The following is a 24,362-nucleotide window of genomic DNA, read 5'->3' on the forward strand; positions in this document are numbered from 1 at the left end:
CCGCAGAAAGCAAACAGCTGAAGCTGACTGAATTATATAATAACGATAGAGCAGAAGTCCATCTTTCCATAAAAAAACCCGCATATAAAAATATGCGAGATTGTGTGGTTGTTTATTTTTTTGCACGGAAAAAAATCCGTTCGCTTTCATCGCTCGGCGCATCCGCAGTAAAATCAGCAGTCACTGATTCCACCGTGAATCCCGCCTCAGCGAGCCATTTCTTGTACGACTCGATCGGGAAAGTCCGTTGCTCGTGGGTTTCTTCAAAGCGCTCAAACATCCAGCCTTCGCGTACAAAAAACGTCAAATCATGGATGACACTATGAGGCGAAGAGCCTTTTTCAGTATGCCACATATAGGCAAGGTCTTCCCCATCGTAAACAAATGGGCTATTCATGAAAATCTCATCAACTTTGAATACCGAGTGGACATCAAAAAAGAAATATCCCCCTGGCTTCAATGCTGCATACACTTGGTCGAAAGTTTTCGTAACTTGCGCTTCTGTCGCTAAATAATTCAAAGAATCGATCGCGATTGTCACAGCGTCAAAGCCCTCTAAGCCTTCAAGATTGTCCATAGACAATTGAAGCACTGGAATATCCAGCTCTGATTCTTTAAAGCGCTTCTGTGCCACAGTAAGCATATCAGCAGATAAATCACTTGCCGTTACCTCATAGCCGAGTTCAGCCATCAATTCCGACAGCACACCGGTGCCGCACGCGAGATCGAGTACCGATCCAGAACGCATCGTTTCAGCAATCCATTCCACATACTGCTCGTATGGAATATCTTCCATCAAGTCGTCGTACACTGCCGCAAATCGTCCGTAGTTCATACTTCGAGCTGCGGGGCGTCGCGCCATAGACGCTCTAGGTTGTAATACGAGCGCTCGTCGCGATGGAAGACGTGTGCTACGACATCGCCAAGGTCAACCAAGACCCAACGCGCTGCGTCGAAGCCTTCGACACTTTTGACTTCATAGCCGGCTTCTCCCGCTTTATCCATCAATTCACGCGCAATCGACTGCACTTGGCGGTCTGAGTTTGCGCTGCAGATGAGGAAATAATCCGCCAATAGCGAAATTCCCTCCATATTCAATACTACGATATCTTCAGCTTTTTTGTCTTCTGCGGCTTGGTACGCCACTTGCAATAATGTCTCTTTAGTCATACTTCACGTTCCCTTTCTGTTGCTCAAAATGCTTTAGGCATTTCAAGGAATCCGGATAAACCGGCTGATTTTTTGAGGTGAGAAATTCGATCGATTGCCGGATCGATGCTTCCATCAACTGATTAAGGCCATCATTTTTCATGGCTCTCAAGCGCTCGACTCCCGGAAACTTACGGCTTGGTTCGATCATATCTGCAATGTAGACGATTTTCTCAAGATCGGTCATGGCAGCACGACCGGTTGTGTGATAGCGAATCGCATCAAGAATCTCTTGATCGGCGACGCCAAATTCATATGCAGCCAAATACGCACCGACTGGAGCATGCCATAATTCGTGGTGATAGTCGAGCAATAAAGGATCCATGTTTTCCTTTTCAATGATGCCGCGCATCCAGTCGCGATCCGCATACTTCGCCACATCGTGTAGAATTGCAGCAATGCGGGCTTGCTCTTCAGGTACTCCATACACTTTAGCAAGTGCCACCGCGGTATTCATCACGCCTAGCACATGGTTATAGCGTTTCTCAGGTAGACGTTCTTTGACTTTTTGCAACATCAGGCTCGGATCCATACAATCGCTCCTTCCGTATCAGCGCTTCCACTTGCTCGGGAACGAAGAAAGTCAAGGGCTTGCCTGCTGCGACACGCTCCCGGAGCATCGTCGAAGACACATGCATTTCTGGTGAATCGATCATCCTTACCGGGTAATCGGTTTCAGCTATATATCCCGGACGGCCAATGCCAACAAACTGCACCAATTTAGACAGTTCGCCAACCCGGTGCCAAGTATGAAGGCTTTCAACCATATCACCGCCGATAATGAAATAAAATTCGCATTCTGGTTCACGGTCGATCAGTTTGACCATCGTCTCATGCGTATACGACACCCCGCCGCCCGACACTTCAATATCTTCTAGTCGGAAATGGGCTTGCCCTTCAATGGCCAGGCGCGTCATCTCGACTCGTGTTTTTGTATCGATGCCATTCGCTTCTTTATGCGGTGCGATGGCATTCGGCATAAAACGCACTTCATCCAAGCCTAGTGTGTAGTAAGCTTCATTGGCCATGATTAAATGGCCGATGTGCGGCGGGTTGAAGGTGCCGCCCAGAATGCCGATTTTGCGTTTTTTCACGGAAGTTCAATCCGTTTGTTGTTGACTGAAACTTTATACAAAACAACCGTATGGCCGATCAATTGAACCAATTCAGCTTTTGTCCCTTCAGCCAGATGCTTGGCCACTTCGTGCTTGCCGTCTTCATTGTTTTGCAGAATGCTGATTTTTACGAGTTCGCGTTTTTCAAGAGCTTCCCCGATCTGTACGAGCATCGCTTCATTGACGCCGCCTTTTCCGACTTGAAAAATCGGGTCCAAATGGTGCGCTTCACTTCTTAAAAAACGTTTTTGTTTACCTGTTAACATGATTTCCTCCTAGTTTTTCCGTAATCAATTCAATCATTTCTTCTGTATCCGGACGGATGCCTGTCCATTTTTCGAAGGCGATGGCTCCTTGGTTGACGAACATGCCGACACCATTCAGCACCAAACAGCCTTTTGCTTTCGATTCTTTCAAAAATGGTGTTTCCAGTGGATTGTAGATAATATCCGCGACCACCGATCCGCTTCCAAGGTGTGTCAGCGATAACGGCAATGCTTCCTCTGTCAAGCCGACAGAGGTGGTCTGGACGATCGTATCAAATTCACTCAAATTCGATTCCGCTTCAGTCAACACGATCGCTTTGCTGTCGATTTCCTCTGCCAATTCTTGCGCTCTTCTGAATGTACGGTTTGTAATGGTAATATTACTGAAGCCGGCACGGGAGAGTGCAAAACTGATGCCTCTTGCCGCCCCGCCCGCACCGATTACGAGTAACGCACCGTCTTTATCGACAGGATAACTCAAAAGCGAACGGACAAAGCCATCCCCATCTGTGTTGAATCCTTTTAGGCGTCCATTTTGTGCTACGACGGTATTGACCGCATTCATAATGCGTGCCGTTTCGTCCAATTCATTCAAAAGCGGAATCGCCGCCTGCTTATGCGGCAACGTAATGTTAAATCCGCTATTGCCAAGCAATTTCATCGAGTGAAGCACTTGTTCTAGCTGTTTTGGTTCCACATGTACAGGGATATAGGAAGCATCGATGCCATGTTTGTCAAACCAGTAGTCGTGCATAAAAGGCGATAAGGAATGCGCGATCGGGTCTCCAATGACTGCATACCATTTCTTCATTTGGTCCCCTCCTAGATGAGCGATGGGCGGACGATGACTTCTACCCCTTTTGGTGCATGGGCAGCGATCGTCACATCGTCGTGCTGGACCGTAATCCAGCCTAGCCCTGAAAAGACGATGTCTGTTTTGCCTTCTTTGATGCGGAATTCGTGGCGCACCAATTCAGGAAAATCTTCTTTATATTCAGCAGATGGCGGGGCAAGCATGCCGCCGAGATGTTGTGCGTACAAATCATCTGCATTGTCCAATTTGGTCCGATGAATATTCAATGAATTGGCCGCGTGCACCGTGAAAGATGAACGTTTGCCATTGATGAAATCAAAACGCGCCAATCCACCGATGAACAAGGTCTGTTCAGGGTTCAACTGGAACACACGAGGCTTGATTTCTTTTTTCGGCATGATTGCCTTAAGATCTTCCGTATGCAGATGGTGCGCCAATTGATGATGATTGATGATGCCCGGCGTATCGTATAACGACCGTTCATCATCCAGCGGAATGCCGATCATATCCAGCGTTGTTCCAGGGAAATGAGAAGTCGTAATGACATCACCTTCGCCTGTCGCTTGCTTGATGACTCGGTTGATGAAGGTCGATTTCCCGACATTCGTACAGCCGACCACGTAGACATCGCCACCGTCACGGTATTGTTCAATCGCATCCATCGCTTCTGCGACGCCTGTTCCTTTGTGTGCGGAAACAGCCAAAATATCGATTGGGTTCAAGCCTAATTTACGCGACTCTTGTTTCATCCAATTGAGCAGTTTTTTCTCTTTGACTGATTTCGGCAACAAGTCTGCTTTGTTGGCAATGAGCAAAATCGGGTTGTTTCCGACAAAGCGGTGCAAGCCCGGTAGCCAGCTGCCGTTGAAGTCGAAAATATCGACGATTTTCACGATTAGCCCTTTACGTTCTCCAAGGCCGTTCAAGATGCGTAGGAAATCGTCGTCCGTCAAGGAAACCGGCTGCAATTCGTTATAGTTTTTTAAACGGAAACAGCGTTGGCAGATGATTTCTTCTTTATCGAGCGAAGACGGTGGCGCGTAGCCGATCTCGCCTTTTTGTTCTGTTTGGATCTGTACACCGCAACCGATGCAATATGGCATTTCTGTCAATTTTCTTCCTCCCACATCAATTGTCCTTTATCTTTCAATCTTTTCATGATCCGTCGTTCTACCATTCGGTTAAAACGTGTAAAAAAGCCGTCTGATTGCGCGACTGGCAATACGAGAATCGTATGAAGCTTATTGCGGTTGCCCCCGAAAATATCCGTCAGCATCTGATCGCCGATAACGACAACTTGTTCGCGTTTAACACTCATAATTTTCAGCGCTTTCCTGAAGGCTTTACCCATCGGCTTTCTTGCCTGGTAAATAAATGGAATGCCGAGCGGGTCAGCGAACGACTTCACGCGCATCTCATTGTTGTTGGACACAATAACCACTTGAATGTCCGCATCCTTCATCGCTTTCAGCCACTCGATAAGGCGTGGCGTCGCTTCGGGACGGTCCCATTCCACTAAGGTGTTGTCGAGGTCGGTAATAATCCCGCGCACCCCTTTTGCTTTCAATGACTCTGGCGTGATGTCAAAAACTTCTTTCACATACTGCCTTGGAATAAAATATCGATACACACGTAACAACTCCTGTTTCTACGGACTTAAGTTCATTGATTATACCATATATGCAAGCGGTTCTCCCACCTTGATGTGGTGGCCGTCCTTGATTTTCTCATCAAACTGAAGATCGCGGCTTTCAAAAAACAAAGCGACTGTCGAACCAAAGCTAAAGTAGGCGACTTCATGGCCTTTCTGCCATTTAGTGCCGAACTCGGTCAATTCAATGGAGTTGACATACATGGCGCCGACTTTTACAACGAGCAGACGGCCGTTTACGGTCTCTAGCTCTGTGATGAGACGCCGATTGCCGCTGATTGGCGATTTGCCATAAGTCAATCCGAGGCGATTGACCGGATAGGATTTTTCGCCGAGCATGTATTGATTTACGACGTGGCCATCTGCTGGGCTGTGGATCCGGTGGTAATCTGCAGGCGATAAATACAAGATCGCATATTGGCCGTTTGCATAGCGCTGCGCTGATTTCTTGCTGCCTAATAATTCTGCGAGTGAATAGCTGATGCCTTTAACCGCAAAGCGGCTATCGTTTTGAATCGCGCCATGGATCTCAACGCGCCCATCAACAGGAGAGACGAGTTCAGCCTCCGCAACCGGTCTCGCATGTGTTTTCAAACGACGTGTAAAAAAATCATGCAAACTCGTGTATTGCCTACTTGGACGTTCTATTTCATCAAGTTCGATGTTATAGGCCTTGATAAATCCAGGCACAGCCTTCTGGCTAATTGTCGATTGGGAAAAGCGTTTTAACGCTGCGGAGCTAGTTTTGCCATTGCCCAATTCAATCATCGATTGATATAGCCATTTTTTCATACCGGCACCTCCATTGTTAAAATAGTCTACCATTTTTTGTCGATTCGCAGTATAATTGGCGAAAGGATATCGAAAAAAGGAGCGCTTGCATTGATATTGATCGACAAGATGGATCACACCATCAAACGGCTGAAATGCCAGGCGGCCAACACGTTAACGATCGGCAATATGATGTTCGGCGGCGCCTCATTGATGGCAACGTTGAACCAACAATACAGTTATAGTGTGCTGTTTATTTTCATAGCTGCATTTTTAGATCGCTTTGATGGGATGGTCGCCAGAAAATACAATCAGGAATCCGAACTCGGGAAACAATTGGATTCCATGGGGGATATCATTTCATTTGGCGTCGCCCCTGCACTTTTGATCTATCAACTGGCCCTGCAGGATTTCGGGCTATCCGGCATGGTATTTACGGTTATTTATATTTCATGCGGCGCCTTCCGCTTGGCGCGCTTTAATATTTGCGAACCGAATGGCTATTTTACCGGCTTGCCAATTACTGCAGCCGGAACTGTGCTGACTTTGTCATATTTCGGGTTTGGCCATTGGTCGCCCGCTGTTTATATGTTCATCTTATTGATTTCTTCATTATTGATGATCAGCACATTTTCATTGCGGAAAGTATAAAAGCTGATGGCTTGATGCCCTCAGCTTTTTAAGGCTAAAAACCGTATTTTCCTATGCTTACCGCTTGCTTTCCGTGGGGCGGGAATCGAGCCTCCTCAACCGCTTCGCGGCCTGCGGGGTCTCTCAAACCCGCTAGTCCCACAGGAGTCAATCGGACGCATCTCCAAACACTCAGATAAGCCATTGACTATATCATACTAAACAGGAGTTAACTTTAAAAAATCAGATTAGATCATTACCCTATTTAACATTTTGAAAAGCTGAGGGCTTGATGCCCTCAGCTTTTTTGCTTGTTTTGGGATGAAGTTTCTTTTATACGCGCTGGAGCATCTTTTCAATGACACGCAAGACGATTTCAGTCGAATGCTTGGCAGCCACTGGCAGGAATTCATCGAAGGAGACCGAGGATTCCTTACCGGCGATGTCTGACAAAGCGCGAATGACGACAAACGCCGTATCGTATTGGAAACAAACTTGCGCGACGGCAGCCGCTTCCATTTCCGCTGCTTTCATCGCGGGAAATTGCTGTTTCACCGAGGCGACACGTTCAGGATCGCTCATAAATGAATCACCTGTTGCAATAAGCCCGACCGCATGTTGATGTTCACCGATATCATCGACCGCCTGGACGGCAAGTTCAACCAATTCCTTGTTGGCGATATAAGCAGCCGGCATTTGCGGGACTTGGCCAAGCTCATAGCCGAATACGGTTGCGTCGACATCATGATGGCGCACTTCATCTGAAATGACTACTGCGCCGACTTCGAGTTCTTCATCAAAGCCGCCGGCAGACCCGATATTCAAAACCAGGTCTGGTTTGAACTCCTGCATCAGAATCGTCGTAGTCATCGCTGCATTAACTTTGCCAATGCCGCTTTTTAGCAGAATGAGTTCCTGGCCCTTATATGTACCGGTCGTGAATTCGCTGTTGGCGATTTCACGGACAGATGTGTTCGCTAATTGTTTGCGCAATAACTCTACTTCTTCTTCCATTGCACCGATTACACCGATTCTCATTGTATCCGCTCCTTACGCTTAAGATTCCGCCGGAAAAACGGCGCCCTATTAATAGGCGCCGTCCAGCGTTTTGAGTACATCCATTTTTTCTGGTTTCCAACCTTCTCCGTCCACCCATTCAAGATAGACGCGATATTTCTCGGATTGGTCTTTCGACTGGACTGTCGCAATCGATTGTTGAGGGCCGCCGCCATTTTGAACCATCATGATATACATGTCATTTTGAGACAATCCTGTAGCGTAAGTGACCGCTTCAATTTTTTCGTTCCAATCGACAGAGTTTTTCTGGTAAGAAGAGACGTGGTCGCCGCTTTGGCTTGTGCCGACAGGCTCCCAGCTTGTGTTGACGATGGTTTCACTGACGATTGGATCGTTGGACTCTTCACGTGTGATGGTACCGCCTTTTGTTTCTTCTTCTTCTTCTTCTTTTTCTTTTTCTTTTTCTTCAGCTTCTTTTTTAGCTGCTTCTTCTTCAGCCTTGGCTTCCTCTTCCGCTTTTTCTTCCGCTTCGAGGTCATTTTCTTCTGCCGTTACTTGCGGATCATCATCGCCGCTCGTTTGGCTTTCCGTTGCCGGCGTGTTTTCTGTGGATTCAGGATCTGCTGAATCGTCGCCGCCGCCGAAAAGCAATGTCGCCCCGATGATAATCACCAAAGTAAATACTAAGGCGATCATGATATTCAGGATCGAATTCGAACGATTTTTATTGTTCTTATTCTTATTCAAACGAGAGGGATATGATTTTTCTTCGTTAGCCATGCAATGCCCCCCTTTACACATATTTTATCATATTTAGCCCATGACAAATTTGACGTTTCAACTAAAGTTTTGTTTCATTCATCAAAAAAACAGCCACTCCCAAAGGAATGGCTGGGTTCATCAATTGATCGAAACGATCTTGACTTCCATTTCCCCGCCTGGTGTCAAGACTTTGACGCTGTCACCGACAGTGCGTCCAAGCATGCTTTTAGCAATTGGTGAATCGTTTGAAATACGCCCTTCCAATGGGTCTGCTTCCGCAGAGCCCACGATGGTGTAAGCTTCTTCCTCACCGTCTGGAATTTCCATAAACGTAACTGTTTTACCGAGACGCACGACGTCGTTGCCGGCTTCCTCTTCATTTATAATCACCGCATTGCGGATCATGGATTCCAATGTAGAAATACGCCCTTCGACAAAGGCTTGGTCTTCTTTCGCAGAATCGTACTCGGAGTTCTCGGATAAATCTCCGAAACTTCTTGCTACTTTGATGCGTTCAACCACTTCTTTGCGTTTGACCGTTTTCAAATAATCCAGTTCATCTTCCAACTTCTGCTTTCCGGCAGCTGTCATCGGAAATTGTTTATCATTTGCCATACTCTTCCCACTCCTTCAACTGCTGACTATGGATGCGCTAACACCCGTCAGTCTCGTATCATTCTATTATAATTTTCCAATCTATTCAAGAATTGTTTTAATTTTTGTAACCATTAGATCGATTGCGACTTCGTTTTGGCCGCCTTCCGGGATAATCACGTCTGCATAGCGTTTCGTCGGCTCGATAAATTGGTTATGCATCGGGCGCACGACGGTTAAATATTGTTCAATAACCGAGTCGATCGTCCGTCCGCGCTCGTTGATGTCGCGCATTAAGCGGCGAATGATGCGCAGATCCGCATCGGTGTCGACGAAGAGTTTAATGTCCATTAGTTCACGCAAACGTTCGTCTTCTAGGACCAGGATGCCCTCCAAGATGATAACGTCTTTCGGGTCAATTACAACACTTTCTTCTGCACGGGTGTGCAAAGCGTAATTGTAGATTGGCTTTTCAATCGCTCTTCGTTCAATCAATTCGTTGACATGATCGATTAACAGATCCGTATCAAACGCGAGCGGATGGTCGTAGTTGGTTTCAAGACGTTCTTCGAATGCGAGATCGCTTTGATCTTTATAATAATAATCCTGTTCGATGACCACTACAGAATGTTCTTTGAACACTTCGTAAATGGAATTGGTGACACTGGTCTTGCCTGATCCTGAACCGCCAGCGATGCCGATGACGACCGGTCTGTTTTTAGACATATACGTTAACTCCTTGTGTATCGATTTTCATTTTTTCCTGCAGACGAGAAGCCCGTCCCCGACCGGTAATAGTTCACAGTCGAATCCGGGATGCCCATCCATTTTTTCACGAAACGCACGGATATTGCGAATCATTGTCCGTTTGCGTCTTGGCACTTCTTTGATCGGCTGGTCCACCATACCATGCATGGACATATTATCGCAGTAAATGATGCCACCTTTAGCAAGCAAACTTTCGTATTTATTGAAAAAACGTTCATATTGCCCTTTTGCGGCATCGATGAACACGGCATCGTACGAAGGGGTCAATTCTGCAATATCCAATTCAAGCGCATCGGCACAGATGACTTGCACGCGGTCTTGCATTGCCGATTGCTGAATAAATCCAAGTGCTTTGTGGTACCGCTCTTGATCCCGTTCAATCGTGTCAATCCTGACGTCGGGCAAAGCCTGGGCTATCCGAAGCGCCGAATAGCCGATTGCTGTTCCCAATTCGAGCAAGCGGTGCGGGTTCTGTTCTTGCAATAATTCGAGCAGCTCCCCGATGCCCTGCTCTTCCATGATCGGCACATGATGTTCTGCCGCATAGGAGCGCATCGTTTTGAATAATGCTTCTATTGGTGTCTTAGGCATTGTAGATATCCGCCCCTTTCATGCGCTTTTGCCTCATTTGAACAGAAAAGAAGAAGGGAAACGTGCGCTCCCTTCCTTTTTATACAAATTGAACTAATGGTTTTGTAATTAAAATCTTATTAAAACGATATTCCGCAAAACAGCTGAGAAGCTTTGCTCCACTCTCTCTACGATTGAGCATAGCAAACGAATTGACTCAGCTCCGCTTCGCTAATTCGCTTCCTGGGGGCTTGCGCTGAACTAATTCGGGCTAGTCGCCCGAATTAGTTCAGCACTTCGTCGAAACAGAGTTGGAAAGCCCTCTCCGTTTCTGCTCCCCAAGGAGTCTGCGCTGTTTCACTTCATATCTCTCGAATAAAACACACTAAAGAGTGGAAGGCGGCGACTCCTGCGGGAATAGCATGAGCCTTGAGACCCCGCAGGAAGCGTAGCGAACGAGGAGGCTCAAGCCATGCCCACGGAAAGCGTCCGCCTGGAACGATTTATTCACACTTACTCATTCACTAGTTCAAATTATATTTATCAATTTCCGATATATTCATCACGGTATTGAAGATGCTGTTCGTAGCTGGTCGAGAAGTAGTTCTTGCCTTCTGAGTCAGCTAAAAAGTACAGATAATCCGTTTGGTTCGGATCGAGCACCGCTTCAATGGATGATGCGCCGGCAGCGGCGATCGGTCCAGGCGGCAAGCCTTTATTTGTATAGGTGCTATAAGGATCTTCGAACTCGTAATCCGAGTTGAACAAACGGTCCTTATGCTCGCCCATCGCATAAATGACAGTTGGATCTGTTTGCAACGGCATATCTTGATCCATCCGGTTATAAAAGACACTGGCAATAGTTTGGCGATCTGATTTCGCAGTCGCTTCCTCTTCAAGCAACGAAGCAAAAGTCAATAGCCAATGAGGCGATTTTTCTTTTTCCTGCAAGACGCTTTGGTATGGTTCAATTGTCGCTTTGGTGGCATCAAGCATCTGCTCGATTAACACGGTCAATGAAGGATTTTCTTCATAGATTGGATAAGTGGCAGGGAATAAATAACCTTCCAATGCGAATTTAATGTCCTCGCCTTTGATGTCTTCTGTCAGCAAATCAGGATATTTAACCATCAATTCTTCGATATATGTTTCGTCCTGCACTTGTTCCATAAACTGCTCGGCGCTATAATCCGTTTTTTCGGCAATGACGCGTTCAGCAATTTCTTCCAATGTCAGGCCTTCTGGAACATTGATCGTATATAAAGGTTCATGATAGACTTTCCCGGTTTTCAAACTTTCCGTAATTTCTTCCAATGTCATCGATTGTGTCAAACCATAATTGCCGGCCTGGAACTCCGATTCGTTTTGGAATTTGACATAATACTTGTAAATGCGGGCATCTTTGATGACTTCATTTTCTTCAAGCAATGCGGCAATACTATCCAAGTTCGAGCCAATCGGCACCTCGACATCAATCACTTTCTCAGAATCCGGATCCATTGGCTCGAGTGCATCGGTGACATAGCTATAGGCTTGCCAGCCGACTACTGCGACGACCACTAGAAGGACGAGCGCGACAATCAGCACGATACGCCGAACCACTCTCACTTCTTTTTTCTTTTCCTTCATCCTGTCGAACATGACGTCTTTTTTTGACTGCTTTTCCACGGGTGTTCCCCCTCAGCGATTCATCTTCCCAAAACAGAAGGCGATTCAAATGAAAGGGACGGAATCAAGGTTCAATTCCGTCCCCCTTATGGTTATTGCTCTTCGTTTTCTTCTTCTTCCTCGAGGAAAGTGTTAAGCATTTCTTCGATCATGTCCCATTCTTCTTCAGTTTCTACTGGGCGAAGTTCGCCACCGGAAACTTTCTCATCAGAATCCAGGTTTTCAGTGAAAGAAGATGCGTGGATTTCAATCTCGCCTTCTTCGTCTTCATCTGCTCCTACTGGGAAATACAAGACGTATGACTTTCCGAAATCTTCCGATTCAAATGTGAACAACACTTCGAATAATTGCTCGTTTCCGTGCTCGTCCACTACTGTAATATGCTCTTGACCATGTTCCATTTGTGTCACCTCATCATTTTTTTGAATCAAGATAGCCTTGTAAAATCATCACTGCGGCCATCTTGTCGATTACTTTTTTGCGATTTTTTCGGCTGACATCGGCAGAAATCAGCATTTTCTCTGCTGCCATTGTTGTCAGTCTTTCATCCCAAAGCACTACCGGTATATCATATCCTTCTTTTAGCAATGCTGCAAACTTTTCGGAAGCTTCTGCCCGTGGCCCGATAGAGTTATTCATGTTCTTCGGGTAGCCCACGACCGCTTCCGTTACTTTGTACTCCTTGATCAATTCGCCAAGACGTTCAAGGCCAAACTGGCCATTCGCCTCATCGATTTTGACGGTTTCAATGCCCTGGGCTGTCCAGCCAAGCGCATCACTAATCGCCACTCCGATCGTTTTGGAGCCAACATCCAATCCCATTGTTCGCATAATTATTCCTCGTTATTCTTTTTGATATAGAACTTCACCAGTTCTTCCAAAATTTCATCCCGCTCCAGTTTCCGGATCATGTTCCGGGCATCCTGGTGGCGAGGGATATAAGCCGGATCACCTGAAAGCAGATACCCGACGATCTGATTGATCGGGTTATAGCCTTTTTCTTCTAGAGCAGCATGGACCTGCAACATTACTTGCTTTACGTCCTGCTCCATCGACTCATCGGATGAATCAAATTTCATCGTGCGATCAAATGAGCTCACGACAAGCACCTCACTTTCGGAATGTGTATTGGCAATTCGTTCCTCGTGCTGAATCCCATTATAACTGAAAGCGCGGATTTGTTAAACCTATTTGACTAAAGTGTAGACCGATTCAAGAGCGGCCTCTAGTTGCTCTGGATTTTTTGCCCCAGCCATCGCCATGTCCGGGCGTCCGCCGCCTTTGCCGCCGCATTGTTCAGCGACCGCTTTGACGATATTGCCGGCGTGGTAATCCTGGCCCGCAATGTTTTTCGAAACACCCGCTGCTAGCATGACTTTGTCGCCGTCGCTTGCTCCCAGAACAATCACAGCCTGCTCAAATTTCGCTTTCAAATCGTCGACCATTTGGCGTAATTGGTTATTATCTTTTGCTTGAACTTTTGCTGATAATACTGTCACATCTCCGACTTTTCTTGCCGATTCCAGCAATTCACCGGACTGGGCATTAGCGATTTTCTGCAGCAGTGATTCATTTTCGCGCTGCAAAGCTTTGACATCGGCTTGCGTCGCTTCAATTTTTTGAACGACATCACGTGGGTTGGCTTTCAAAAGAGAAGCTGCTTGTTCTAACACTTTCTCCCCTTGTTTAATGCTGGTAAACGCACCCTTGCCGGTCAATGCTTCAATGCGGCGAACTCCAGCTCCGATGCCGCTTTCTGAGACGATTTTAAAGACGCCGATTTCAGAAGTGTTCGCTACATGGATACCGCCGCACAATTCGAGCGAGTAATCGCTGATCGCAACGACGCGGACCACATCACCGTATTTTTCGCCAAATAAAGCCATTGCGCCCATGTCTTTTGCTTCCTGCAAGTTATGATAGCCTGACTCGACTTCAATGCCTTCCCAGATTTTTTCATTCACTGCCTGCTCGATCGTTGCCAGCTCTTCTTTTGTCACTTGCCCAAAATGAGAGAAGTCAAAACGCAGGCGGTCTGGACCAACATAGGACCCCGCTTGGTTAACATGTGTACCAAGAACGTCTTTCAATGCCTGATGCAAAAGATGAGTCGCGGTATGGTTTTTCACCGTGTGGCGTCGTTCAGAAGCATCGACTTTCGCTTTCACAGCCGTTTTCGTCAATTCGCCGGATTCCACTCTGACACGGTGCAAGTTCTGGCCATTCGGTGCTTTTTTGACATCGAGCACAGTAGCCAAAACCAGATCGTTGGTCAGTGTCCCTTTATCGGCAATCTGTCCACCGCTCTCGGCATAAAATGGCGTACGGTCCAGCACGAGCTGCACTTCTTCGCCTTCTTGGACACTGTCGACCAATTCTCCGTCTTTTACGATGGCGACGATTTCAGCGTCTGCCACTGTATGCGTATAGCCGATAAATTCGCTTTCTGCTTTGATATTGCCAAGCACTTCGGATTGCGTCTGCATGGAGTTAACATTCTGGCGAGCATTTCTCGCACGTTCACGCTGAGCGTTCATCGCCAGTTCAAAACCTGCGTGATCGACGGTCATTTCCTCGTCTTCTGCGTATTCTTCCGTTAGCTCTACAGGAAAGCCGTACGTGTCATATAAACGGAAAACATCTTCACCCGGAATTTCGCTGTGGCCTTGTTGTTTTTGCTTTTGGATGACGGTAGACAAAATTTCCAAACCGTCGTGCAAAGTTTCAAGGAAGCGTTCTTCTTCAAGCTTCATGACACGGACAATGAAATCTTCCTTGTCTTTCACTTCAGGATAGAAGCTCTGCATGATTTCCCCCACGACCGGCACCAGTTGGTACATGAACGGTTTTTCGATACCAAGTTTCTTCGAATAGCGAACAGCACGGCGCAGCAAGCGGCGCAGCACGTAACCTCGGCCTTCGTTTGACGGCAATGCGCCGTCTCCAATTGCAAACGCGACGGTGCGAACATGATCGGCAATCACTTTGAAGGCCATATCCTGCTCTTGGCTGTCGCCATAGGATTTCCCTGAAATTTCTGCGGTCTTCTCAATAATTGGTACAAATAAATCTGTATCGTAATTGGTCGGCACGTCCTGAACGACTGAAGCCATGCGCTCGAGACCCATTCCGGTATCAATGTTCTGTTTTGGCAGCGGCGTGTACGTGTGATCTGCATTATGGTTGAATTGAGAGAACACCAAGTTCCAGATTTCCAAATAACGGTCGTTTTCACCACCTGGATACAATTCTGGGTCTTTCAAGTCGTTTCCGTAGAACTCACCGCGGTCGTAAAAAATTTCCGAGTTTGGTCCACTTGGGCCTTCCCCGATATCCCAGAAATTCCCTTCCAGTCGAATAATGCGTTCAGCTGGCACACCGACTTCATTCAGCCAAATAGCATAAGCTTCTTCGTCTTCCGGATGGATGGTCACAGACAATTTCTCTGCATCAAAGCCGATCCATTTATCGTCCGTAAGAAATTCCCACGCCCAGTGAATAGCCTCCGTTTTGAAATATTCCCCAATCGAGAAGTTGCCGAGCATTTCGAAAAATGTATGATGTCGCGCCGTTTTCCCGACATTTTCGATATCGTTTGTGCGGATCGATTTTTGCGCGTTGACGATTCGTGGATTTTCCGGAATCACACGGCCATCGAAATATTTTTTTAACGTCGCCACGCCACTGTTGATCCACAATAAAGACGGGTCTTCAAACGGCACGAGCGGCGCGCTCGGTTCTACGTCATGTCCTTTTTCTTTAAAAAAATCGAGATAGAGCTTACGGATTTCTTCAGCTTTTAAATTCTTCATCAAAATTCCTCCTTTTGCATAATAAAAAGCCTTCATCCCCTAATAAAAAGGGACGAAGGCTTGATTCGCGGTACCACCCTGGTTACACAAGGCCTGGGCCATGTGTCTCTCAAGCGCCTTAACGCGGCGGGACGGCAGTGATTAGCTGCACTCGGGAGTAGCGTTCAATAGATACGGCAGAAGGCCCTTTCAGCCAAGGGAGCCTTTTTCTAAGCAGCCGGATTCTATTTACTGTCTCCGTCTAAGTGTTGTTTTTCTGTTATAAATTGAATTATAGAAAACCCTGATGGCCTTGTCAAGCACACTCACGCTTCTTGAAAGTCGCGCGGCGTGATGCCTTCCATGCCGATCATCGGATGGATGCGGTGGGCATTTTGCTGTGTCAGGCTTTTTGGCTCGTCGGCTTGTGTTTCGGAAACCGTTTGTTCGGTTTTTGCTTGCGCCGGATTCTCTGTTGCTGTTGTCGCTGTTGCTGCTGGGGCCTCTGCGATTCCCAGTCTATCTGCCAGCGTCGTCAAGCGGCTCGAATCGTCTGTACGCTCGACGCCATATCGGAACACGCCCGGGTCGCCGCAAAGAATGAGGAAATCCCGGCTTCTTGTGATGCCGGTGTAGAGCAAATTGCGGCGCAGCATCTTCATATAACCGCGGACGACCGGCATGATGACTGTTGGGAATTCCGAGCCTTGTGCTTTATGAATCGAACAGCAATAAGCGAGCGTCAGCTGGTTTAAATCACTGCGCTGGTACGTTACTTCGATGCCGTCAAATGACACGACAAGCAAATCCTGCTTTTCCACCGTTTCTTTCGCTTTCATGATGGCGACTACTTCGCCCATATCCCCGTTAAAGACATTGCTCTCAGGCTGGTTCACTAACTGCAACACTTTGTCGTTGATACGGTAAGTGATGTCACCAAATGCCAGCTCTTTGCGGGAACCGTCGTCATTCGGGTTGACCATCTGCTGGATCATTTGGTTAAGCGCATCGATGCCTGCTGGCCCTTTATACATTGGCGCAAGCACTTGAATGTCTTTGATCGTATGGCCTTTTGACAAAGCACTCTTGACGACTTTTTCAACAACTGTCGAAATTTGGTCTGCCCCGGCACGGATGAACGAACGGTCGGAGGTTTTTGCTTCGATATTATCCGGCAGTTTCCCGGCTTTCATTTGGTGTGCGAGTTCAATGATGGACGAACCCGAACTTTGGCGGTAAATTTCCGTCAGCTCGACTTTCGGGATGCGGCCGGATGCAAGCATATCGCGCAGCACTTGTCCGGGGCCGACTGGCGGCAATTGATCCTGGTCGCCAACAAAAATCAGCTGGGCGTCAACAGGCACCGCTTTTAATAATTGATGGGCAAGCCAAGTGTCGACCATCGACATTTCATCAATGATGATCAATTTGCCTTCAATTTCTTTTTCGGTTTCTTCATCTTTTTCCTGGCCGTTAAAGCCAAGCAAGCGGTGAATCGTCATCGCCGGCAAATCGGTTGATTCGCTGAGCCGTTTCGCCGCACGCCCTGTCGGAGCTGCCAAAATGATTGGGAATGGCTCTTTTTTCTTGCCATATTCTTTCGGGTCAAGCGACAAGCCATGCAGTTCGGCATAGACTTCGACCAAACCACGAACGACCGTCGTCTTGCCTGTCCCTGGCCCGCCGGTGAGAATCATGACGCTGGAATTCAAACTTTTTTCAATCGCATCGATTTGCGTCTCTGCATAATTGACGCCAAGCCGCTCTTCGGCATCGCCAAGTGCTTTGCGGATTTCAGAAGATGGAAAGCCATCGCGCGTTTCCTGCTCGGCAATCAAGGTCTCGAGCTTGGTTGCGATGCCGACTTCGGAATAATACAATGACGGCAAATAAAGGCGGGTTTCTTCCCCCGCCACTTTGCCTTCCTCATTCAGTTCGATAGCTGCTTGTGTAATCGAGTCGATTGGAATGTCCGCTGATTGGCTCGCTTCAAGCAATTGCTTGACGAGCGGGATTAAATTCTTCGCATCGACAAAGACATGCCCTTCTGATAACGATGCTTGGTTCAGCACGTGTAGAATCGCCGCTTTGATACGATCGGGGTGGCTGCCGGTGATGCCAAGCTTTGAACCGAGTTCGTCCGCACGATGAAAGCCGATGCCTTCGATTTCCTCGATCAGCTGAAACGGGTTTTTCGAAAGAATGTCGATCGTTTCTTCCCGGTAAGCTTGATATATTCTCATACCGATTTGCGGGCCGAATCCCCAATCGTTTAATTGGATCATAACGCGCTCAAGTCCTAAATTCATTTGCAAAGTCGAGCGGATGGTATCTTTTTTTTCATCCGAAAGACGCGGGACCCCGTCAAGTGCATCCGGGTCTTCTAGAATTTTTTTAATGGCGTCGCTGCCGAGTTTCTTGACGATGGTCTCAGCCGTTTTGCGACCGATTCCGTTGAACAAATCGCTCGATAAATAATGGACAACGCCTTGTTCGGTTTCAGGCACTTCTTTCTTGAAGGTTTCTGCCTGGAACTGTACGCCGTATTTCGGATGGTTTTTGACGCTGCCGGTAAACTTGTATTGTTCTTCAAGCGATAGCTTCGGGAAATAACCGGAGACGATAATTTCCTTTTCGGTATAGGGGGTGTTGGTTTGCTGGATTTTCACTTTGATGATGGAGAAGAGGTTTTGGGGATTGTGAAAAATCGAGACGACCGGACGCCCCAGCACAAATTCACTTTCTTTTTGGAATAAATCAATCTGTCCGGACATGCGGCCGTCTCCTCTCTTTCATTTCTTCAATTCAATCGTTCGTTAATCATATCGTAGGCGTAACGCGCCATTTCGTTTTTGTCATCTAATGTATATGCACGCTGCAAATGATACATGGCATCTTCTGTACGATCGCTCGAGACGGCATACAAAACACCTAAGTTGTAATGGACATCTGAGTTATCCACATCAATCTCTAGCGCTTGAACAAACTGTTCTTCAGCCATATCAAAAAATTCAAGCGAGGCCAATGCGATGCCGTAACTGAGACGCGCCTGCAAGTCAGTTGGGTCCAGTTCAACGGCACGCTGCAAATAAGGCAAAGCAAGTTTTGGCTGGTCGATGCGCTCAAAGCATTTGCCGACCATATAATGGGCATCCGAACCTTCGATGCCATGATGAATTGCTTTTTCATAGAGCTTTAACGCTTCTTCAAAACGTTCTGCGTTGTAATAGAGATTCGCCAAGCCGTAATACGCCGTTGCGGAGGTTTCATCAAGCGTCAAGGCTTTCTGAAAAAACCGTTCCGCACGCTCTGTTTCGTTCATTGAAGCTAAGACATGACCGAAATTGATATAGCCGAGTGCGTCTTCTGGCTGTTCTTCAATGGCATTCGTAAATGCTTGAATGGCATCTTCTGCTCTGCCTTCTTGCAAGGCTTTGATGCCGATTTCGTTATAATTCATCGCCGATTCCTCCATCATCCTACATAGTCCAGTTGCGTGCCGTTTTTGAAGACGCGGTCAATCGTGCCGCCGCCTAGGCATTTATCGCCGTCATAAAAGACGACTGCTTGGCCGGGTGTAATGGCGCGGACTGGCTCATCGAATGTGACAACCGCTTCGCCGTCTTTCATATCGACTGTGACGCCAACATCTTGCTGGCGGTAGCGGAATTTTGCTGTGCATTGGAACGATTCAGCAGGCGCGTCGCCTGTTGTGAAGCTCAAGTTGACAGCCGTCAAGCTATCGGAAAACAAAGCATCGTGGTGAATGTTTTGTCCAACGTAGAGGACATTTTTCTCCAAATCTTTTCCGATGACAAACCACGGGTCGCCCGCTCCGCCGATGCCAAGTCCTTGGCGTTGGCCGATTGTGTAATACATCAAACCGTCGTGCGATCCTTTTTTGACGCCATCCAAAGTTTCCATCGAACCGGGTTGAGCCGGAAGATACTGGCTTAAGAATTCTTTGAAATTGCGTTCGCCGATAAAGCAAATACCTGTTGAATCTTTTTTCGTTGCCGTGGCAAGACCAGCTTCAAGTGCGATTTCACGCACTTCTTTTTTCTCAATCGCCCCAAGCGGGAACATGACTTTCGCCAATTGCTCTTGATTGAGCTGATTAAGGAAATACGTTTGGTCTTTATTGTTGTCGATCCCGCGTAACATATGTGTGATACCTTGGTCGTCTGTTTCTACGCGTGCATAATGGCCCGTTGCAAGGTAATCTGCACCCAAGCTTAGCGCATGTTCCAGGAATGCCTTGAATTTGATTTCTTTATTGCACATGACATCTGGGTTTGGCGTGCGTCCTGCTTTGTATTCCTCGAGGAAATACGTGAACACTTTGTCCCAATACTGCTTTTCGAAATTGACCGCGTAATACGGGATGCCGATTTGGTTGCAGACGCGAATGACGTCTTCGTAATCTTCCGTTGCCGTGCAGACGCCATTTTCGTCGGTGTCGTCCCAGTTTTTCATGAAGATGCCAATCACATCATAGCCTTGCTGTTTCAATAAATAAGCGGCAACCGAAGAGTCGACCCCTCCGGACATGCCAACGACTACACGCGTATCTTGTGGAGCTTTTGTTTGCATTTTTATTCACCTTTTCTATTTTTGCGCCAAGCGCTTCGTGATTTGAGCCGTTTTTCCGGCCGCTAGTGTAATATCCTCTGCGGTCAGGCCGATACCGAAACTGAAACGAATCGAATTGCGCAGTTCTTTTGCGTCATGTCCATACATCGCGACCAGTACGTGCGACGGGTCGATTGAACCGGCTGTGCACGCAGAACCACTCGATGCCGAAATACCGGATAGGTCCAAATTGACCAAAAATGATTCAATATCGATGCCTTCCAAGGAGACATTGAAAATATGCGGCAATTGATCGGTGCCATTTTCTTTAAAGTCAATGCCGTGTTCCTGGAACTCAGCCCGAAAAATCTCCTTGAAACCGTTAAATGCCTGCCTTTTCTCTTCCATTGTTTCCTGTGCGATTTTCACCGCACTTGCAAACGCTTGGATTGCCGGAACGTTTTCTGTGCCGGCGCGGCGTTTGCGTTCCTGCTCACCGCCGTGCATCAACGGTTTGAGTGGAGTATTTTTGCGCTGATATAGAAATCCCGTACCTTTTGGGCCGTTTACTTTATGCGCAGAAACCGATAATAAATCGACATTCAACGCATCCACGTCGATCGGCAACAAGCCGTAAGCCTGTACTGCGTCGGTATGGAACGTGATACCAGTGCCTTTTAACAGCTCTCCGATTTCTGCGACTGGCTGAATGGTGCCGATTTCATTATTGGCAAGCATAACGGTCACGAGAATCGTATCATCCCGAAGCGCTTGTTTCACGTCATCTGTCTTGATGCAGCCCATTTTATCGACCGGCAAATACGTCACGTCGTAGCCTTGTCTCTCCAACTCATTGCAAGCATGAAGTACGGCGTGATGTTCGGCCTGTGTGGTGATGATATGGCGCCCTTCTTTGGCGCTTGCTGTTCCAAAAATCGCCAAATTATCCGCCTCTGTGCCGCCGGATGTAAAAATGATTTCGGTGTCGTCTGCTTGAATGCTTTTGGCGAGTGTTCGCCGTGCTTCATCTAAAATGCGCCGCGCATCGCGTCCTGTCTGGTGGATACTTGATGGGTTTCCATAATGCTCACTTAAAGCTTCGGTAAACACTTTCGCCGCTTCAGGATGCATCGGCGATGTCGCCGCATGGTCCAAATAAATTTGTTTCATGATTCATTAACTCCTTATATATAGAACATATAATGTTCGGTGTCGCCTTCTTCAGTTTGCGCCAAGTCTTCGATCGTTGTTGTGTCCAAAACGTTTTTCACGGCGTCGCGGATGCGTACCCATAGTTCACGCTGGGGTTGCTTCTCGTCTTCGATGCCTTCAACCGGTTGAATCGGCCCCTCGAGCACGCGGATGACGTCTCCTGCTGAAATCTCTTTCGGGTGGCGCGTCAACATATAGCCGCCATAAGCACCTCTTACACTTTTTACGAGTCCCGAATTGCGCAGCGGTGCAACGAGCTGTTCGAGGTATGCTTCTGATAATTCATTGTCCGCAGCAATCTTGCGCAACGGTACCGGTCCTGCTCCGTATTGTTTTCCGAGTGCGATCATAATCGTTAAGCCGTAACGGCCTTTTGTTGATATTTTCATCTAAAACTACTCCTCTGGAACCTAATCGTCAATTCTTCAAATAAGTATAGCATATCTTACAGGACATAGGCTTTCAATGACTTTCAGGAGCGAATTCGCTATACTGATGGAATGAATAGACGGAAGGAGTTTTCTTCGTGCACAATGAACCACTTGCTTTTCGCATGCGTCCGCGGACGATCGATGAAGTTGTCGGCCAAAAAGACGTCATCGGTCCCTCCACGGCCCTTTATAAAATGATCAAAAGCGGCCATGTGCCGTCCATGCTCCTATACGGCGACCCGGGAATCGGCAAGACCTCGATCGCCCACGCCATTGCCGGCACGTCCGATTTGCCTTTTATCGCGCTTAACGCGACGACTTCCGGCAAAAAAGATGTCGAATCGGTCGTTCAAGAAGCCCGCATGACCGGCAAAGTGCTGTTGTTTTTAGATGAGATCCACCGCTTTAACAAACTCCAGCAAGATGCTCTGTTGCCGCATGTCGAATCCGGCTCGATCGTGCTGATCGGCGCGACGACAGAAAATCCGTTCCACGATGTCAATCCGGCGATCCGTTCGCGCTGCGGCGAAATTAAGCAGCTCAAGCGGCTGACGCAAGAAGATATCGTCGAGTTGTTGAACAGTGCTTTGTCAGATGAAAAACGCGGGCTCGGCCGCGAGAAGATTCGAATCTCTAGCGAGCAAGTCGCAAGAATCGCTGAAGGGACAAATGGCGATGCGCGAAAAGCGTTGACAATGCTCGAATCGATTGTCATCGCCTCAGATGAGGAAGAGGGCGAATACCTCGTCGATGACGGCATCATCGAGCAGATGATTAAGCGCATCGGTGTGTTCGGCGACAAGAAAGGCTCCCATTTCTTCAACCTGTTGTCGGCGCTGCAGAAATCCGTTCGCGGCAGTGATGTCAACGCCGCCATGTATTATTTGGCCCACTTACTCGAAAATGGCGACCTTACCGCAGTAACAAGACGCCTGCTTGTCATGGCATACGAAGATATCGGGCTTGCCAATCCCGCAGTTGGCGGCCATGTACTTGCGGCTTGCCAGGCAGCGGACCGGCTAGGCTTACCGGAAGCGCGCATCCCACTCGCACAAGCCGTCGCTGAGATGTGCTTGTCCGAGAAATCCAATTCGGCTTACCGCGCGATCGATGCCGCTACTGCCGCCATCAATAAAGGCCAGGTGGGCGATATTCCCCCTCACTTACGCGATACTCATTACGCTGGCAGTGCAGAGCTCGGTCATGGTGGATATAAATACCCCCACGACACGCCAATTGGCTCGTTCGGCGGTTGGGCAGATCAGGATTACTTGCCAAAAGAATTGAAAAAGGCAGAATTCTACAAGCCGGTCGTCGCTGGAGAAGAAAAGAAATTTGCCGGCATCTACGAAAAGCTGAAAGGCTTCCGAAAAAAATAAATAAAAACGGACGGAGAATGATGACATTCTCCGTCCGTTTTTTATTGGCTATTGATTGACGCGCTGGATATGGATCGATTTAGTCATTTGGTTAATGACCCAGCTTGCTGCGATCAAGCCGACTGTCGATGGGGTGAACGCGTTAGAAGATGGCGGCATTTGCGCTTTACGGATCGCCGCGTCTTTTTTACCAACGGTCTCGACAACATCTTCACGTACCACGATTGGGCTTTCATCAGAGAAAATAACCGGTACGCCTTTGCGGATGCCCGCTTGTTTCAGTTTTTTGCGAATCATCTTCGCTAACGGATCGGTATGGGTCTTCGAAATGTCCGCAATCTGGAAACGGGTTGGGTCCGTTTTATTGGCTGCGCCCATACTTGAGATAATTGGAATACGGCGGCTATAGCATTCTTTGATCAAATGTACTTTGTAAATTAATGTATCTGAAGCATCGATGACGTAATCAGGCTTATGGCTGAAAAACTCTTCATAAGTGTCTTCCGTGTAAAACATATGGAGCGTCACCACTTCACACTCCGCATTGACATCCAGAATGCGCTTTTTCATCACTTCGACTTTAGACTGGCCGACCGTAGAAAGATTGGCGACCAATTGACGGTTAATATTGGTGATATCGACATCGTCTTTATCGACGAGGATGATTTTTCCGACGCCGCTTCTAGCACACGCCTCGGCTGCAAACGAGCCCACTCCGCCAACGCCTAGAATGGCGACCGTAGATCCTTTTACGAGATCCATACCATCTTTACCGATGGCGAGTTCATTTCTTGAAAATTGATGTAACATACACACACTGCCTTTCCGATTCAATATGAAATAGGGATACTAGGGATTATACACATAGAAAATCCCTCCGGCAAATGCCGGAGGGACTTGGATTTCTTATGTAAGAAGAATCCCGATCGTGCCGTCCTTTGTGTTGCGCATCGTTTGAACCCGCTTATAGCAGGTGGGTGACCGCATCACCACTTATAACTTCCGGTTAGGGCATGTTAGCCATGATGATATGTAGGTCTCCCGACGACAAAATGTTGGGTCAAAATCGAATTGCTAAAAACGAACACATCAGGATTCTCTATACACGTATAGTAGCATACTTAAAAAAGATGTACAAGTCT

Annotated in this window: 27 protein-coding genes and 1 other RNA gene; 2 read left to right on the forward strand and 26 right to left on the reverse strand. The window is 47.5% G+C overall.

All coding sequences use genetic code 11. The features are described 5' to 3' along the window. Positions 1 to 112: 112 nt before the first annotated feature. From AY633_RS10950 to AY633_RS10990, 9 genes are read right to left on the reverse strand one after another with little or no spacing between them, the layout of a single operon-like run. Positions 113 to 835 (reverse strand): class I SAM-dependent DNA methyltransferase, encoded by a 723-nt coding sequence (locus AY633_RS10950; RefSeq protein WP_068488390.1) that lies wholly within the window; start codon positions 833 to 835, stop codon positions 113 to 115. Then, positions 832 to 1,170 (reverse strand): ribosome silencing factor, encoded by a 339-nt coding sequence (gene rsfS, locus AY633_RS10955; RefSeq protein ID WP_068461926.1) that lies wholly within the window; start codon positions 1,168 to 1,170, stop codon positions 832 to 834. The genes AY633_RS10950 and rsfS overlap by 4 nt, the downstream gene beginning before the upstream one ends. Next, a complete protein-coding gene (gene yqeK / locus AY633_RS10960; RefSeq protein ID WP_068488391.1) occupies positions 1,163 to 1,741 on the reverse strand; it encodes a bis(5'-nucleosyl)-tetraphosphatase (symmetrical) YqeK in 579 nt (192 codons plus the stop codon). Before yqeK ends, rsfS begins: the two co-directional genes overlap by 8 nt. Beyond that, positions 1,695 to 2,303, reverse strand: coding sequence for a nicotinate-nucleotide adenylyltransferase (locus AY633_RS10965; protein ID WP_082799235.1), 609 nt, complete (start codon positions 2,301 to 2,303; stop codon positions 1,695 to 1,697). Before AY633_RS10965 ends, yqeK begins: the two co-directional genes overlap by 47 nt. Beyond that, entirely contained in the window at positions 2,300 to 2,590 is a 291-nt protein-coding gene (gene yhbY, locus AY633_RS10970; protein WP_068488392.1) for a ribosome assembly RNA-binding protein YhbY, read from the reverse strand. The genes AY633_RS10965 and yhbY overlap by 4 nt, the downstream gene beginning before the upstream one ends. Further along, complete coding sequence (gene aroE, locus AY633_RS10975; RefSeq protein ID WP_068488393.1) at positions 2,577 to 3,401, reverse strand: shikimate dehydrogenase; 825 nt, start codon at positions 3,399 to 3,401, stop codon at positions 2,577 to 2,579. The genes yhbY and aroE overlap by 14 nt, the downstream gene beginning before the upstream one ends. 11 nt (positions 3,402 to 3,412) lie before the next feature. Beyond that, a complete protein-coding gene (yqeH, locus tag AY633_RS10980) occupies positions 3,413 to 4,516 on the reverse strand; it encodes a ribosome biogenesis GTPase YqeH (RefSeq protein WP_068488394.1) in 1,104 nt (367 codons plus the stop codon). Beyond that, positions 4,513 to 5,034, reverse strand: a complete 522-nt coding sequence (locus tag AY633_RS10985) for a YqeG family HAD IIIA-type phosphatase (protein WP_068461917.1) — start codon at positions 5,032 to 5,034, stop codon at positions 4,513 to 4,515. The genes yqeH and AY633_RS10985 overlap by 4 nt, the downstream gene beginning before the upstream one ends. Positions 5,035 to 5,073: 39 nt before the next feature. Then, positions 5,074 to 5,847 carry a phosphatidylserine decarboxylase gene (locus tag AY633_RS10990; RefSeq protein ID WP_068488395.1) on the reverse strand — a complete coding sequence of 258 codons (774 nt, stop codon included), beginning with the start codon at positions 5,845 to 5,847 and terminating at the stop codon, positions 5,074 to 5,076. Between the two features lie 108 nt (positions 5,848 to 5,955). Here AY633_RS10990 and pssA point away from each other — a divergent pair, with 108 nt between their 5' ends. Further along, positions 5,956 to 6,477, forward strand: a complete 522-nt coding sequence (gene pssA / locus AY633_RS10995) for a CDP-diacylglycerol--serine O-phosphatidyltransferase (RefSeq protein ID WP_416383631.1) — start codon at positions 5,956 to 5,958, stop codon at positions 6,475 to 6,477. Between the two features lie 312 nt (positions 6,478 to 6,789). Here pssA and mtnN read toward each other — a convergent pair whose 3' ends face one another. The 15 genes from mtnN to cymR form a co-directional block, all read right to left on the reverse strand. Next, positions 6,790 to 7,494, reverse strand: coding sequence for a 5'-methylthioadenosine/S-adenosylhomocysteine nucleosidase (gene mtnN / locus AY633_RS11000; RefSeq protein ID WP_068488396.1), 705 nt, complete (start codon positions 7,492 to 7,494; stop codon positions 6,790 to 6,792). Positions 7,495 to 7,542: 48 nt separating this feature from the next. Then, complete coding sequence (locus AY633_RS11005) at positions 7,543 to 8,253, reverse strand: YrrS family protein (RefSeq protein WP_068488397.1); 711 nt, start codon at positions 8,251 to 8,253, stop codon at positions 7,543 to 7,545. 120 nt (positions 8,254 to 8,373) lie between these two features. Continuing rightward, positions 8,374 to 8,850, reverse strand: coding sequence for a transcription elongation factor GreA (greA, locus tag AY633_RS11010; protein WP_068488398.1), 477 nt, complete (start codon positions 8,848 to 8,850; stop codon positions 8,374 to 8,376). Positions 8,851 to 8,931: 81 nt separating this feature from the next. Further along, positions 8,932 to 9,576: a uridine kinase gene (gene udk, locus AY633_RS11015; protein ID WP_260804571.1), complete on the reverse strand. Its 645-nt coding sequence runs from the start codon at positions 9,574 to 9,576 to the stop codon at positions 8,932 to 8,934. A gap of 6 nt (positions 9,577 to 9,582) precedes the next feature. After that, on the reverse strand, positions 9,583 to 10,188 hold the full coding sequence (locus AY633_RS11020) for an O-methyltransferase (protein ID WP_068488400.1): 606 nt from the start codon (positions 10,186 to 10,188) through the stop codon (positions 9,583 to 9,585). Between the two features lie 522 nt (positions 10,189 to 10,710). Beyond that, positions 10,711 to 11,835: an endolytic transglycosylase MltG gene (gene mltG / locus AY633_RS11025; protein ID WP_141705852.1), complete on the reverse strand. Its 1,125-nt coding sequence runs from the start codon at positions 11,833 to 11,835 to the stop codon at positions 10,711 to 10,713. A 92-nt stretch (positions 11,836 to 11,927) separates the two neighbouring features. Further along, a complete protein-coding gene (locus AY633_RS11030; RefSeq protein ID WP_058380964.1) occupies positions 11,928 to 12,236 on the reverse strand; it encodes a DUF1292 domain-containing protein in 309 nt (102 codons plus the stop codon). A gap of 13 nt (positions 12,237 to 12,249) precedes the next feature. Continuing rightward, complete coding sequence (gene ruvX, locus AY633_RS11035; protein WP_068461903.1) at positions 12,250 to 12,666, reverse strand: Holliday junction resolvase RuvX; 417 nt, start codon at positions 12,664 to 12,666, stop codon at positions 12,250 to 12,252. A gap of 2 nt (positions 12,667 to 12,668) precedes the next feature. Continuing rightward, positions 12,669 to 12,935 carry an IreB family regulatory phosphoprotein gene (locus AY633_RS11040; protein WP_058383651.1) on the reverse strand — a complete coding sequence of 89 codons (267 nt, stop codon included), beginning with the start codon at positions 12,933 to 12,935 and terminating at the stop codon, positions 12,669 to 12,671. Between the two features lie 87 nt (positions 12,936 to 13,022). After that, positions 13,023 to 15,647 (reverse strand): alanine--tRNA ligase, encoded by a 2,625-nt coding sequence (gene alaS / locus AY633_RS11045; RefSeq protein WP_068488401.1) that lies wholly within the window; start codon positions 15,645 to 15,647, stop codon positions 13,023 to 13,025. A 305-nt stretch (positions 15,648 to 15,952) separates the two neighbouring features. After that, positions 15,953 to 18,400 (reverse strand): SF1B family DNA helicase RecD2, encoded by a 2,448-nt coding sequence (recD2, locus tag AY633_RS11050; RefSeq protein ID WP_068488402.1) that lies wholly within the window; start codon positions 18,398 to 18,400, stop codon positions 15,953 to 15,955. 26 nt (positions 18,401 to 18,426) lie between these two features. After that, positions 18,427 to 19,086, reverse strand: a complete 660-nt coding sequence (locus tag AY633_RS11055) for a tetratricopeptide repeat protein (RefSeq protein WP_068488403.1) — start codon at positions 19,084 to 19,086, stop codon at positions 18,427 to 18,429. A 14-nt stretch (positions 19,087 to 19,100) separates the two neighbouring features. After that, positions 19,101 to 20,219 carry a tRNA 2-thiouridine(34) synthase MnmA gene (mnmA, locus tag AY633_RS11060; protein ID WP_068488404.1) on the reverse strand — a complete coding sequence of 373 codons (1,119 nt, stop codon included), beginning with the start codon at positions 20,217 to 20,219 and terminating at the stop codon, positions 19,101 to 19,103. A gap of 15 nt (positions 20,220 to 20,234) precedes the next feature. Then, on the reverse strand, positions 20,235 to 21,368 hold the full coding sequence (locus tag AY633_RS11065; protein ID WP_068488405.1) for a cysteine desulfurase family protein: 1,134 nt from the start codon (positions 21,366 to 21,368) through the stop codon (positions 20,235 to 20,237). Between the two features lie 14 nt (positions 21,369 to 21,382). Next, positions 21,383 to 21,799, reverse strand: coding sequence for a cysteine metabolism transcriptional regulator CymR (cymR, locus tag AY633_RS11070; protein WP_068488406.1), 417 nt, complete (start codon positions 21,797 to 21,799; stop codon positions 21,383 to 21,385). A gap of 137 nt (positions 21,800 to 21,936) precedes the next feature. Between cymR and AY633_RS11075 the strand changes: the two genes are divergently transcribed. Continuing rightward, positions 21,937 to 23,220, forward strand: a complete 1,284-nt coding sequence (locus tag AY633_RS11075; RefSeq protein WP_068488407.1) for a replication-associated recombination protein A — start codon at positions 21,937 to 21,939, stop codon at positions 23,218 to 23,220. A gap of 48 nt (positions 23,221 to 23,268) precedes the next feature. Here AY633_RS11075 and AY633_RS11080 read toward each other — a convergent pair whose 3' ends face one another. Next, positions 23,269 to 24,030: a tRNA threonylcarbamoyladenosine dehydratase gene (locus AY633_RS11080; RefSeq protein ID WP_068488408.1), complete on the reverse strand. Its 762-nt coding sequence runs from the start codon at positions 24,028 to 24,030 to the stop codon at positions 23,269 to 23,271. Positions 24,031 to 24,135: 105 nt separating this feature from the next. Next, a non-coding RNA gene (gene ssrS / locus AY633_RS11085) (6S RNA) lies at positions 24,136 to 24,319 on the reverse strand. Positions 24,320 to 24,362 lie beyond the last annotated feature (43 nt).

The organism is Planococcus maritimus (assembly GCF_001592825.1).
GTDB classification, from domain to species: Bacteria; Bacillota; Bacilli; order Bacillales_A; family Planococcaceae; genus Planococcus; species Planococcus maritimus_C.